An 11,940-nucleotide genomic window follows, 5' to 3' on the forward strand; every position below is an offset into this window, starting at 1 on the left:
TTTGGACGGCTGTATGTGCTGTTTTGCTATTATTACAAGTAAGGGGAAAATATGAAATATCAAAATGATATTGACAAAATGAATACGAACCGGAATTTATTTCTGATGTCGCTGCCGATCTTCGTGGAGCTGTTACTGCAGCTTTTGGTCGGAAACGTCGATCAGATGATGGTAAGCCGGGTGTCGCAGCCCTCGGTGGCGGCGATTGTCAATGCGAACCAGATCATGAACCTGGTGATTATCGTGCTGAGCATGGCATCGACGGCGGTTACCGTGATTTTGTCCCAGTATCTGGGCGCGCAGGATGAAAAAAATGCATCCCGGACCTGCATGGTCTCGCTCGTGCTGATCGGCGGCGTCAGTCTTGCGGCAACGATTCTGGTTTTTGCCGGGCACACGCCGCTTTACCGGGCGATCCATGTGCCGGAGGAGGTTTTTGATGAGGCGTCGCTGTATCTGCTGATTGTCGGCGCATTTATTCTGGTGCAGGGACTTTATCTGACCTTCTCAGCGATGATCCGCGCATTTGCCATGGTAAAGGAAGTCATGATTATATCAGTTATCATGAATGCCATGAATATTGTGGGAAATGCGATTTTAATCAACGGTTGGTTCGGAATGCCGCAGCTTGGGGCGGTCGGGGCGGCGATCTCGACGGATATCAGTAAGTTAGTTGGTCTGGCATTGATGATCGGAATGTTTTTCAAGAGCCGCCGCGTCAAAATGGGAATGAGTTATCTGCGTCCATTTCCGGTGCAGATTTTAAAAAATCTCTGCCTGTTGGCAATTCCGACAGGGGTCGAAAGTTTTTCATACAATCTCTCCCAGATGATTATTCTGGGAATTGTTAATTCCTTTGGCACGCTGGTTACTGTAACCAAGGGATATTGTACGATTTTTGCCAATATTGATTATGTCTATGCGATGGCGATCGCGACGGCAACCCAGATTGTGCTGGGTTACCTGATCGGCGCGCGCCGTCTGAATGATATACAGAAACGAGTGAATGCGACACTGAAGGTTGCGATTGCGGCATGTGTCGGTATGGCGGTGCTTATGTGCCTGGGAGGCAAATACATTTTCCTGATTTTCACAGACAACCCGGAGATCATTGCGCTTGGACGGCGGATTCTGGTGATTGAGATTGTGCTGGAGATCGGGCGCGCGGTCAACATTGTTATGACCAAATGCCTGATTGCGGTCGGCGATGTCCTGACCCCGACCACGGTCGGAATCACCTTCCAGTGGGTCGTAGCTGCCGCCGGCTCCTGGTTGCTCGGCAGCAAGCTCGGCTGGGGGCTGGAAGGCGTCTGGATTGCAATGGCAGCTGATGAATGCGTGCGCGGACTCATTTACGCGGTGCATTTTAAGAAAGAACGTTGGAAGAAGAATTTTAAGGGCGTGAAGACGGAAGCAGAGTTGGGAGAGGCGTAGAAGATAAGCGAAGAAAGAAAGTGTGAGAAAAAATGAAAGAAACAGGATGGAAGAAGACGGCAGGGAATGGTTCTGATGGAAAAAGAACGGAAGGAAAGAAATCGTTTGGCCGGGGGGAGAAAACAACTGGATTTTCCAAGAATAGTGCAAAAGTGGGAGTCAATGGGGAAAAACAGGGAAAATCTGCCCGTAAAGTGTCTGGAGTTGAGGATAAATGGGGCACACATGGGGACAGGAAACGAAATGTAGGGGAAAAAGACGGTCAGAAAACGGTTCGTGGTGGACAGCGTGGAAAAACAAAATGTCCGATTTACCGTGAGTGCGGTGGCTGTCAGTATCTCCATTTAACCTATGATCAGCAGTTAAAAGAAAAACAGAAGCGCATGGAAGAACTGCTGGGCGGTGTCTGTCCGGTTCGTCCGATCATTGGAATGGAAGAGCCGTATCATTACCGCAATAAAGTTCATGCGGTATTTGGATTGGATCGGAAAAACAATCCGATTTCTGGCATTTACAAAGAGGGGACACATCGGATTCTTCCGGTGGATTCCTGTCAGATTGAGGATCAGAAAGCAGACGAGATCATCGTGACGATCCGGAGTATGCTTCGTTCGTTCAAGATTCGTGTTTTTGATGAGGACACCGGATACGGTCTGCTGCGTCATGTATTGATTCGCCGCGGCTTCACAACCGGCGAGATTCTGGTTGTTTTGGTGACAGCATCTCCGGTATTCCCGTCGAAGAACAATTTCGTCAAGGCGCTTCGTGAAAAGCACCCGGAAATTACTACGATTGTCCAGAATATCAACGGCAGAAGCACCAGTATGGTACTGGGGGACAAAGAACATGTACTGTATGGAAAAGGATATATCGAAGATGAACTCTGCGGACTCCGGTTCCGTATTTCGTCCCGTTCCTTCTATCAGATTAACTCAGTTCAGACTGAGAAGCTGTACGGAAAAGCGATGGAACTGGCAGGACTTACAGGCAAGGAGACGGTACTGGATGCTTATTGCGGTATTGGTACGATCGGTCTCATTGCCAGCAAACACGCGGGCAAAGTTATCGGCGTAGAGTTAAATCAGGATGCAGTGCGGGATGCAGTGCAGAATGCGAAGAAGAACGGCATCACCAATGCACAGTTCTTCTGCAATGACGCCGGACGGTTCATGTCTCATATGGCAGCCAGAGGCGAGAGTGCAGATGTGGTATTTATGGACCCGCCGAGAAGCGGAAGTACCGAGGAATTTATCGATTCGGTAGCACTTATGCAGCCGAAACGGGTGGTATACATCTCCTGCGGTCCGGATACATTGGCACGCGATTTGAAAGTATTCGCAAAGCATGGTTATCGGGCGAAAGAAGCATGGCCGGTGGATTTGTTTGGGTGGACGGGGCATGTGGAGACGGTGATAATGATGACGTATTGTGGTAGCGACAAGGAATAACACCTATTAACCACAAGATGTTGTGGTTTTTCGAGAAAAATCAGCAAAAAATGGGGCAAAAAACGAGCGTTTTTGCCCCTTATTTTTTGCCCTTTTCACAGATGACATCGGGTTTTAGACAGATGAAAACAGAAAAATCAGAGGACGAGTAGATGAGAAACCTGCCTGCCCTCTCTTTTATATATGCCTGTTTTATGGGCATATCAGAAGTTTGACCGGAAAACATTCGATCCGTTTTGGATGAGTGAGACCGGTCTTTTTTTGTGTTCAGATTCAAAATCGCACATAAGGAAAGGAGCCTGGTATGAAAACGATTACAACGGAAGAATTAAAAAATATGAGTCATCAAGAGGGGTTGATCCTGCAAGGCTGCGGCGGTGACCTTCAGGAATGGGTAGATGGGATCAATGGAATTCTCAGGAAGCAGGGGATTCTTTTAGACGAAAAGCCGCTGGACGATGTGGCAGTTTTTCAGCATGAAGGGCTTACGAATCTGTTGTTTGTTTTTGGCGAACACAAACTGGATATGGGAAAACTTGCTGTCTGGAGAATCCAAAGCCATGAGCAATTCGGAGGGACATGGCTCTCCGATTATGTGGAAAACAAACTGGGCGGTTTTGCAAAGGAGCAGCAGGCAAAACCGGATTGCCCGCTCATTGGTGAAGATGGAAATATTTTTAATCTAATGGGAATCGTATCCCGAACTCTGAAAGAAAATGGAATGTATGAGCAGGCGGAAAAAATGCGGCAGAGAATCACAGGCGGAGAATGTCACAGCTATGAGGAAGCGCTGATGATTATTGCCGATTATGTGAATATCACATCCTCAGAGCCGGAAGAAGGTATGAAAATGGATTTTTCTTAAAATAGCAAACAACAGGATCGGTCAGTCGGAAACTCAGGATGACCGGTCTTTTTTATTGCACATTTTTGGTAAGAAGAAAGGATGGCAGAGAATTATGAAAACAAGACAGCAAGAGCAGGTTTCCGATTTTCCATATGGATGGAACAAAGGTGATACTTGCGTGATGATCACCAATAAAGCCAAGAAAAGCACCTGTGAATATACCGTGGAGAATTATGACGGGAGGTATTTCGGGGTACGCAGCCATACCGGGCTTTTTTATCGAGCTTCTCCGCAAAGATTATTCCATTCAAAGGAAGAAGCGGCTGCGGCCTTAGAGCAATCGGAAACACCGACGCAGGAAAGAGGCGGAATGACATTTCAATAAAAATTTCAAAAACAAGGAGTGAGAATATTATGACCGCAAGATTTATGAGTGACACCCCATACGCAGGGATAGAACTGGAAATGCAGCGCATCCCCGGTTTTCATCCGCGGGGAAGCGGATTGACGGTAAGCCGCTTCCGGTACAGCGCGGCGGATTGTGACTGCCGCTTATGTGCCTACAAAAGCAGAAAAAGAAAATGTGAAAAAGCGGATGGCTGTATCTGCCTGCGTGAACGGCTTGTGGCAGGCTGTGTGCCACTTGAAGAACTGTTGGAAAGGTTGACAGCAGAGGTAAGCGTCAGCACGTTTGTGAGCCGTGTGGCCCGGCTGTCAGTGCAGTCGCATCCCTGCTTTTTCCTTGCCGGTCACAGAGAACGGTTTGAACCTTTATGGGAGCGTCATATCCGGACAGCAGAAGAAGATGCCATGTGTGCCGCATTATATCTTTTGTCTGCAGACCGATTCCTGTGGGGAAAAGCAATATCCGCAATCGAACCGGATATCATCCATTTTCAAAAGATTCACATTCACGGCGTGGATTTGAATGGGTATGTGCTGTTCCATACTGCAAAGGATTTATATCAGGGAACCAAACACATCAGTCTGTCTGAATTGGTTGATCCGGAACTGGTTGGTGATATGACATTTGAACTGATTATCACAGCATTTTTGATTCGCCGTTATGGATGCGGTGTGTTGAGTGCGGAAAGGAGTAAACGATGCTGAATGTATATTTAAGGAATCCACAAACAGATGCAGGAGCATGGCTTAACTTTCCTGCAAGCTATCAAACAGTTCAGCATCTCTTCTCTGTACTTGGGGATGCTCCTCTGGAGATTGCGGCTGCAGAAACTTCTGTAAATGATCTCCACGTACATTTAAAAGGGAAATTTTTTGATACCGAGAAAAGTCGTTATGAACTGGATTTTTTGAACCGCAGGATTGAGGGATTGACCAACCAAGAAAAAGATATCTTTACTGCAGCCTTAAACATCGAAAAACCGCTGTCCATTATGGAGATTGTGAACTTATCCTGTAATCTGGATAAGTTCCGGCTCTGGGAAGGCGTTCAGGATACGAAGCAGTTGGGCCGGGCAGTGATCGAAAGAGAACAGGAGCTATCCAAAGCATTTGTAATGCTTCTGAATGAAGAACAGATCGGGCAGGCGTATCAGGACAGCCATGCCGGGAACTTTAGTGAATCCGGCTATGTTATGCGTACAGGAGAGGCACTGCAGATCATCTATGAGGGGCATTCTCTTCCGGAACCGGATTACGACCGGGATGCTGTTTTTCAACTGCGTCTATATACTTCTGCCTATGCGGATACCCATCCCAACACCTACTCCCTGTCTTTGCCGGCTTCGGAAGAAATGTTGGAACTGGCAAGAGAAAACCTGCAGGTGAATGATTTGAATGCGGCAAGTATCATAAGCCTTCACAGCCCGAAAGCCTTGCTGGAAAATTTTTTGCCGGTTTCCTATCGGATAGAAGATTTGAATGCTTTTTCTTATCAGATTCAAAAAATGCAGATTACAGATTTCGAATCTAAATTGGAAAAGTTAAAGGCTGCATTGTGTGCAGAGATGCCTGATACGATGGAATCCGTTATGGAAATTACAAAGAATCTGGAGCAATATGAAATCCTTCCGGAAGATGTCCAAACAGCCAAAGATTATGCCGATTTTTTGATGGAAAAAGAAAACATCTATATTGATCCTCAGTTAGAGGATTATACGGATTTAGAAGGATTTGGAGAAGAACGAATGGACCGAGATGGAGCAGTACAAACCGTATACGGTTTTGTAGTCCGACAAGACTGCCCAATTTGTCAGCTTCCGGAGTACATGGAGCAGACTCGTTTGTTCAGTCCTCTGACCGCCGAGATTTATTCCAGAGATGACTGGGGAGATATTTCCAATGAGTCTGAGGAAGTCAGTCCGGCAGAATTATGCAGCTATGAAGATCAAATTCAGAAACAAATCCTGAAAGAGTATATGGAAAGTGAAGGGGATCGCGGTTTGGCTGCTTACTTAGATAACCAATTGTTGGCAAGAAAAATCCGCTGCATGAATCCAACCGTAGAAAGCTGGCATGGCGAACTATGGGGTGTTCTGGAAGTACAGAGCTATGGAAGTCTTTCTGAAAAAGAGTTGGAAGCAGTCAAAGAGTATTGGCGTGGTCAGGAAAGCGACGGTTGGGGTGAGGGCTTTGAACAGCACCCAATCCAAACCCCGGAGGGAGAGCTGTATGTCAGCTTCTGGAATTCAGGAAATAATTTTTTTATTGCTACGGAAGAACAGCTAAAGGGGTTGGAACAGGAATCGGGTATGCAGATGGGAGGGATGTAGATGAGAATACCGGAAGTGTATCTTGCCAATAAGAGTCTGCTAAAAAACAGATATTATGGCGGTATCACCCTTTCTCTGCCGGCAACAGAGAGTGCCATAGCAGATGCAAAATATCGTGCACAGATTCAAACAGGCTCGGAGTACATCGTGGACTGTGACAGCGGATGGCCGGAATTTTTAGAGCAGATCATAAACGATATGGACGATTTGTCCCTTGAAGAAGTAAACCTGTTGGCGTATCAGATCAGCCGGATGGATCAATTCCAGATTGAAACTTTGGCAGGTGCGGTTCAGCTGCGTCAGGAAGAAGATATCGATACACCGGTTACAATGAAAGAACTCATTAACCTGGCGCACAATCTGGGCTGCTATGAATACCGTCCCGGTGTTGTGGATGACAGGACTTTGGGAAATGTTGCACTGGAAAATGACCTGTTAGATACAATCAGCGGGTTACCGGAAGATGTGCTGGATTTATTGGATGAAGAAAAAGTCGGGCAGGAAATGCGGCGTTCGGATATGGGAACTTATACAGAAGCCGGATATATATTCCCAAACCGTATGCCGCATCAGGAATGGTATGACGGAATTCATTTGCCGGATATTCCTGATATGCCCAAAGGCGTGATAGCTGTTCTGTTGAGCAGTCTTGACAAGCCGGATGAAGCCGGCATATGGCTGGAACTGCCTGCAACAGAGCAGGAAATGCAGAGTGTGCTGAAACAGCTGGGCGAACACTCTTTTGATAACTGCCTGATAGCGGGCAGTATCAGCACCGCTTTTCCCTATCCCCTTGCCGGTGATGAGGATGTGGAAAAGCTCAATGCTCTGGCGCAGAAAATACAGGCGTTTCCGGATCAAAGGACTCTGGCAAAATTCAAGGCGGCATTGGAGTTGGAAATCCGCAATGAAATTGATTTTGCATTGGATGTTGCAGAAAATCTGGACTGTTATGATTTTGATCCCAAGATGTACTCCCCTGCGGCATATGCGGAATATATTTTCAGAGAAGCTGGAATCGATCCAAACGATCCGGCTTTTGCCATGTTCGATTTTATGGGATATGGTGAGCGGCAGATGCAGCAAGCCGGACATATCCAGACCGCATACGGTATGATCTTACGCAACGAGAACTCGTTCGTATCAAAATACAGTCAGACAGAATCCATGCAGATGGGAGGAATGTAAATGAAAGGATTGGATGCCAATACACAGAAGTATGAACTGGCGGAGATTGATCATAATGTTGTGCTGTTTACCAATATGCGGCTTGACCGGGATACGGTTCCGGAAGGGATTTTTTGCTATGATGTCAGAGATTCTGATAACCTTGACGGAAGTATGGCACAGATCAAGCCGTTTGTGCTGGTAAACCATTGGGGAACGATATTAAGCAAAACACCGTTTCCACTGGATGAGTCAGGAAGCTATTATCCGGAGGACTGGGGATATCTTGGAGAGGACATGAGCCTTTCGGAATTCCGGAAAGAAACAGCCGAACAATTGGAGGCACGATTAGAACCACAGCCATCAGACGGAGAAATGACCATGCAGCCATGAATATACTACCACTGGAAGGAGAGGTGATGCGACATGAACAGTTTTATTTCATGGGTTGGCGGGAAGAAAGCACTCCGCAGCCTGACCTATACCATGTTCCCTGCAAATTTTGACCGCTACATTGAAGTGTTTGGCGGCGGAGGCTGGGTTCTTTTTGGGAAGCCGCCGGATGAACGGTGCATGGAGATCTACAATGACTATAATTCAAATCTGGCAAATCTGTTTTATTGCGTGAAGAACCGTACAGGGGCTTTCTTAAAGGAACTGGGATTTTTGCCTTTAAACAGCAGGGATGAATTTACTATCATCCGTAACTTTATCGACAAGCAGGAACCAGATACTCGCTTTTTAGGAGAGGAGTTAAAACTGGCAGAGAAGCATCTGATGCCGCTGGATTATGAGGAGCTGAAAGCAATCCTGCTTGAAAATGCAGAGGTAACCGATGTAAAACGGGCGGCTGCATTTTTTAAGCTGATCCGTTACAGTTATGGAAGCGGCTGCACCTCCTTTGGCTGCCGTCCCTTTGATGTGAGAAATTGCTTTGACACCATCTGGCAGGCATCCCGCAGGCTGGCAGATACCGTAATAGAAAATAAAGACTTTGAGGCATTGATTCGGCAGTATGACCGGGACAGTGCCTTTTTTTATTGCGATCCGCCTTACTACGAAACGGAAGGACACTATGCGGTGGTGTTTCGGAAGGAAGATCACAAACGGCTCCGGGATACCCTTGCAGAGTGTAAGGGCAAGTGGATGGTCAGCTACAATGACTGTGCGTTTATCCGGGATCTGTATGATGGATATTTTATTACAGCTGTTACCCGTATCAATAACCTGGCCCAGCGGTATGAGGGAGGCTGCGAGTTCCCGGAAGTCATCATTACTAACTATGATCCAGGCGAGCGGGAACGGTTACGACCAAGACAGCTGGATCTGTTTGGCATATGGGGAGACGGGGAAACCGACCATTATGAGATTCGGGCAGAAGTCAGCCCGGAAAGAGAGGTGCTATGAAAACAGAAGAAAAAAAGGGGGCAAACACCGTGGATCCGGGGGAAGGCGGCGTACTTTCCATTCCGAGGGTGCTTTTATCGGCGGCGGGGATCCCAACGGACGGCAACCTGGTGATTGAGACGGTTCCCGGTGTCATTCTGATTGGAACGAAAACCCCGGTGCAGATGGTTTGCAGGCCCCTGATGGAGGTATTTGACCAGCTGGGGATTGCAGAGAATGAAGTGGAGGCATTGATGGGAAGAAAAGGAGGGATTGGATGAGCAAACCGGTTTATCGGCTGATGGATGGAAAAGGGCGTGTGCTGATCCCCAAGGCAATGCGGGATGCAGCAAAGATGGATTACGGGGATATTGTCTGTCTGGGGATGACAGACGGTAAGATAACCGTCCGGAAGGTACATGTCATTGAAGTAGGCGACCAGTCACCGGAAGCAGTGGAATCCTATGTCCGTGCAGCGTTTCAGTCCATGCCGGACAGCTTGCGGCTGGAATTGATCGGGGAACTGAGCAGCCTGCTTCAGAAAAAGGAGGATTAGATCATGCAGGAGTTTACGAAAAAGGATTGTGTAGGGATAGGGGAGGAGGTTTCTCTTAAAAGCCGGGTGGTTGTCCTGGCTCCCAGGGCACTGCCGGGGAACCATCCGGGACAGCTCTTTTTCTGCACGGGTGTCCAGGGGACGGAAAATCCAAGGCATTCCATTGCCCAGCTGGTATCTCTGTCTACTGGAGAAGTATGGAAGTGCTGGCATCGGGATGTGATCGGCATCCTGAAACCGGAGTTGCTGGGAGAAACGGCCAGACTTCAGCTGTCCCAGATCCGTCCTTTTGGTGCAAAGGATCTTCGGGAACATTCACCGGAATATTCCGGTTACAGTTTTCTGCCGGATGGCCGGTATGCGGCAGGCGTGTGGCTGGCAGATCCGGAGGAGGCATGGGAGTATGTAATGATGCAGAAGGACTATCAGCACCGGATCATGATCTGTGACAGGGATGACTTTGCCGTCTTAGAGATGCAGGAAGGACAGATGCTCTTTCCGGATGTACAGACCCTGGAGGAGTTTCGACAGACGCAAGGGCATGGGGGGATTCGGATGGCTTAGAAAAGAGGGATGAGACGTGAAGCAGATTCGGATTGAGAATGGGATCATCCTGTATTACGGAAACCGGGCCGGGCGGGTAACGAAAGGCTGTGCCGTAGTGGATCCGATGTTTCAGGGACCAGAGCTGGAGGGCTTTTTAAGAAAGCAAACGAGTATTCAGGAAATCCAGTGGAAGGACGGGATTTTCGACCGGCTGACAGCTGGGGCTGTGGATCCGGAAATATCCCAGGGATTAAAAGATGTGCGGGTCTGGCAGCTGAAAGGGGATGTGGATGTCCAAAGGAAGTTCATTGACTTTGCCCTGCTGGTTCATCAGTACGGCCCGCCCCAGCCGGAGCATTATATGAAAGTCTATGAAGGGGCATCTGACACCAATGACCTGGAAGAACTGTATGATAAATTCCGCTATCACCCGCCATCCGGATATACCGGGCATGGGCTGTCCATCAGTGATGTATTGGAACTCTATGATGAAACCGGGAGTTCCTTTTTTTATGTGAACCGCTATGATTTCCAGGAAATAGAGTTTTCTGGGAAGAGCCAGAATCAGGGACAGACCCCGACTATGCAGTATTAACAGGCAGCCATGGAAGCCTGTTTTGCTGAAATAGATATAGAAAGGATCATGTTATGAACAGAAAGAGAAAAAGGAGGAAACATCCGTATGCCAAACTTAGATGTTCGGATCACATCCATGTACCCGCCAGGGTCACAGGGAGGAACCAGAGCCATTGCATCCGCCACGATCGCCGGTTGTTTTGCCGTCCGGGGAATCAAAATCGTAGAGGGCGGTAAGGATGGGCTGTTTGTATCCATGCCCAGCCGCAAGACACAGGATGGGTATAAAGATATCTGTTTTCCTGTGACAGCAGAATTTCGCAAGGAACTGCATCAGGCAGTGCTTGGAGCTTATGAGCAGGCACTGACCATGGCACAGACTGCAGCTCCACAGACGGCAGCCCCGCAGGAGGAACAGGCAGGCCCGCAGATGGCGGGTCTATGAAGGAAACCAGAAAAAGAACAGAAAGAGAATCAAGGAGGAAACAGGAATGAAGAATATCAAGAAACAGTTGGTAAATTATCGGAACGCAATGGTTATGCACGCCTGGAAGGTAAAAAACAAGCTTAAGGAAACATCCGGTGAGGGATATGTGGACACTGCCATCAAGATCCTGATTGCGGTGGTGTTAGGAGCCTTGCTTTTGGCAGGACTTTATGCCCTGTTTAATGATACCGTCCTGCCGACCCTGGTAAGACGTGTGCAGGAAATGTTTGATTACAGTGGCTGATATGGCCGCAGGCAGGGTGCCGGTTCCTTTGGTATTACAGGCGGTGCTGTTTGTTTCGCTGCTGGCTTTTGTGTCTGTCTGGGATCTGCGGTACCGGATCATTCCGGACCGGCTTCAGGCAGGCATTGCCCTGCTTTCTCTTTTGCAGTTTTCCCCCAAAAACCTGCTTGGGATCTTGGGGGCAGCTCCCTATCTGCTGGTCGCACTTTTGTGTGAGAAGGAAAAGGGGATCGGTGGGGGAGATGTAAAGCTTGCAGGGGCGATGGGGCTGGTGCTTGGGCTTCGGGCCAGTCTGACAGCTTCCTGTTTGGGGTTGACCGGATTTGTTTTGTATGGTGCAGCCGTCCACTTATGGGAACGGCATCATGGAAAGGAAGGGAATCTCCCCTTTCCTGTGGGACCGTTTCTGGCAGTAGGGGCTGTGGCTGCTTATGGTATGAAGATGGGAGGACGGATTCAATGAAGAAAAAAAGATGGATTGCCGTTTGTGCGGCTGTACCCCTTGTGGTGTTAA

General features: G+C 48.1%; 16 protein-coding genes. All 16 read left to right on the top strand.

What is annotated here, in order from left to right; all coding sequences use genetic code 11:
- The first annotated feature begins 51 nt into the window (after positions 1-51).
- The 16 genes from DWZ45_RS00525 to DWZ45_RS00600 all read left to right on the top strand — a co-directional run bounded on the left by DWZ45_RS00525 (position 52) and on the right by DWZ45_RS00600 (position 11,889).
- A complete protein-coding gene (locus tag DWZ45_RS00525; protein WP_118467094.1) occupies positions 52-1,434 on the top strand; it encodes an MATE family efflux transporter in 1,383 nt (460 codons plus the stop codon).
- 32 nt (positions 1,435-1,466) lie between these two features.
- Entirely contained in the window at positions 1,467-2,882 is a 1,416-nt protein-coding gene (gene rlmD / locus DWZ45_RS00530; protein WP_118467096.1) for a 23S rRNA (uracil(1939)-C(5))-methyltransferase RlmD, read from the top strand.
- A 304-nt stretch (positions 2,883-3,186) separates the two neighbouring features.
- Entirely contained in the window at positions 3,187-3,747 is a 561-nt protein-coding gene (locus tag DWZ45_RS00535; protein ID WP_118467098.1) for a hypothetical protein, read from the top strand.
- A gap of 94 nt (positions 3,748-3,841) precedes the next feature.
- The gene (locus DWZ45_RS00540) at positions 3,842-4,114 is read left to right on the top strand and encodes a hypothetical protein (protein WP_118467100.1); all 273 of its coding nucleotides are present in this window, start codon (positions 3,842-3,844) and stop codon (positions 4,112-4,114) included.
- Between the two features lie 29 nt (positions 4,115-4,143).
- Positions 4,144-4,839: a hypothetical protein gene (locus DWZ45_RS00545; RefSeq protein WP_118467102.1), complete on the top strand. Its 696-nt coding sequence runs from the start codon at positions 4,144-4,146 to the stop codon at positions 4,837-4,839.
- On the top strand, positions 4,833-6,464 hold the full coding sequence (locus DWZ45_RS14600) for a DUF6329 domain-containing protein (protein WP_227589617.1): 1,632 nt from the start codon (positions 4,833-4,835) through the stop codon (positions 6,462-6,464). The genes DWZ45_RS00545 and DWZ45_RS14600 overlap by 7 nt, the downstream gene beginning before the upstream one ends.
- Positions 6,465-7,652 carry an antirestriction protein ArdA gene (locus DWZ45_RS00555; protein ID WP_227589616.1) on the top strand — a complete coding sequence of 396 codons (1,188 nt, stop codon included), beginning with the start codon at positions 6,465-6,467 and terminating at the stop codon, positions 7,650-7,652.
- A complete protein-coding gene (locus DWZ45_RS00560) occupies positions 7,653-8,024 on the top strand; it encodes an LPD28 domain-containing protein (RefSeq protein ID WP_118467104.1) in 372 nt (123 codons plus the stop codon).
- Between the two features lie 33 nt (positions 8,025-8,057).
- Positions 8,058-9,038 carry a DNA adenine methylase gene (locus DWZ45_RS00565; RefSeq protein WP_118467106.1) on the top strand — a complete coding sequence of 327 codons (981 nt, stop codon included), beginning with the start codon at positions 8,058-8,060 and terminating at the stop codon, positions 9,036-9,038.
- On the top strand, positions 9,035-9,298 hold the full coding sequence (locus DWZ45_RS00570; RefSeq protein WP_066545426.1) for a hypothetical protein: 264 nt from the start codon (positions 9,035-9,037) through the stop codon (positions 9,296-9,298). Before DWZ45_RS00565 ends, DWZ45_RS00570 begins: the two co-directional genes overlap by 4 nt.
- Positions 9,295-9,573 (top strand): AbrB family transcriptional regulator, encoded by a 279-nt coding sequence (locus DWZ45_RS00575; RefSeq protein ID WP_066545428.1) that lies wholly within the window; start codon positions 9,295-9,297, stop codon positions 9,571-9,573. Before DWZ45_RS00570 ends, DWZ45_RS00575 begins: the two co-directional genes overlap by 4 nt.
- A 3-nt stretch (positions 9,574-9,576) precedes the next feature.
- Positions 9,577-10,137, top strand: a complete 561-nt coding sequence (locus DWZ45_RS00580; RefSeq protein WP_066545430.1) for a hypothetical protein — start codon at positions 9,577-9,579, stop codon at positions 10,135-10,137.
- Between the two features lie 16 nt (positions 10,138-10,153).
- Complete coding sequence (locus DWZ45_RS00585; RefSeq protein WP_117498516.1) at positions 10,154-10,714, top strand: YodL domain-containing protein; 561 nt, start codon at positions 10,154-10,156, stop codon at positions 10,712-10,714.
- An 87-nt stretch (positions 10,715-10,801) separates the two neighbouring features.
- Entirely contained in the window at positions 10,802-11,140 is a 339-nt protein-coding gene (locus tag DWZ45_RS00590) for a SpoVG family protein (protein ID WP_117498518.1), read from the top strand.
- An 88-nt stretch (positions 11,141-11,228) separates the two neighbouring features.
- A complete protein-coding gene (locus DWZ45_RS00595) occupies positions 11,229-11,426 on the top strand; it encodes a DUF6133 family protein (RefSeq protein ID WP_338126564.1) in 198 nt (65 codons plus the stop codon).
- A 1-nt stretch (position 11,427) separates the two neighbouring features.
- The gene (locus DWZ45_RS00600; RefSeq protein ID WP_117498519.1) at positions 11,428-11,889 is read left to right on the top strand and encodes an A24 family peptidase; all 462 of its coding nucleotides are present in this window, start codon (positions 11,428-11,430) and stop codon (positions 11,887-11,889) included.
- Positions 11,890-11,940: the final 51 nt, after the last annotated feature.

This window comes from Clostridium sp. AF32-7AC (genome assembly GCF_003477925.1).
Lineage (GTDB): Bacteria > Bacillota > Clostridia > Lachnospirales > Lachnospiraceae > Otoolea > Otoolea fessa.

Bases quoted from the DNA above. Each gene is read 5' to 3' on its own strand.
- DWZ45_RS00575 (WP_066545428.1), top strand. From the start codon at position 9,295: ATGAGCAAACCGGTTTATCGGCTGATGGATGGAAAAGGGCGTGTGCTG.
- DWZ45_RS00535 (WP_118467098.1), top strand. From the start codon at position 3,187: ATGAAAACGATTACAACGGAAGAATTAAAAAATATGAGTCATCAAGAG.
- DWZ45_RS00545 (WP_118467102.1), top strand. From the start codon at position 4,144: ATGACCGCAAGATTTATGAGTGACACCCCATACGCAGGGATAGAACTG.
- DWZ45_RS00600 (WP_117498519.1), top strand. From the start codon at position 11,428: ATGGCCGCAGGCAGGGTGCCGGTTCCTTTGGTATTACAGGCGGTGCTG.
- rlmD (WP_118467096.1), top strand. From the start codon at position 1,467: ATGAAAGAAACAGGATGGAAGAAGACGGCAGGGAATGGTTCTGATGGA.
- DWZ45_RS00540 (WP_118467100.1), top strand. From the start codon at position 3,842: ATGAAAACAAGACAGCAAGAGCAGGTTTCCGATTTTCCATATGGATGG.
- DWZ45_RS00525 (WP_118467094.1), top strand. From the start codon at position 52: ATGAAATATCAAAATGATATTGACAAAATGAATACGAACCGGAATTTA.
- DWZ45_RS00560 (WP_118467104.1), top strand. From the start codon at position 7,653: ATGAAAGGATTGGATGCCAATACACAGAAGTATGAACTGGCGGAGATT.
- DWZ45_RS00580 (WP_066545430.1), top strand. From the start codon at position 9,577: ATGCAGGAGTTTACGAAAAAGGATTGTGTAGGGATAGGGGAGGAGGTT.
- DWZ45_RS00555 (WP_227589616.1), top strand. From the start codon at position 6,465: ATGAGAATACCGGAAGTGTATCTTGCCAATAAGAGTCTGCTAAAAAAC.
- DWZ45_RS14600 (WP_227589617.1), top strand. From the start codon at position 4,833: ATGCTGAATGTATATTTAAGGAATCCACAAACAGATGCAGGAGCATGG.
- DWZ45_RS00590 (WP_117498518.1), top strand. From the start codon at position 10,802: ATGCCAAACTTAGATGTTCGGATCACATCCATGTACCCGCCAGGGTCA.
- DWZ45_RS00570 (WP_066545426.1), top strand. From the start codon at position 9,035: ATGAAAACAGAAGAAAAAAAGGGGGCAAACACCGTGGATCCGGGGGAA.
- DWZ45_RS00595 (WP_338126564.1), top strand. From the start codon at position 11,229: ATGGTTATGCACGCCTGGAAGGTAAAAAACAAGCTTAAGGAAACATCC.
- DWZ45_RS00565 (WP_118467106.1), top strand. From the start codon at position 8,058: ATGAACAGTTTTATTTCATGGGTTGGCGGGAAGAAAGCACTCCGCAGC.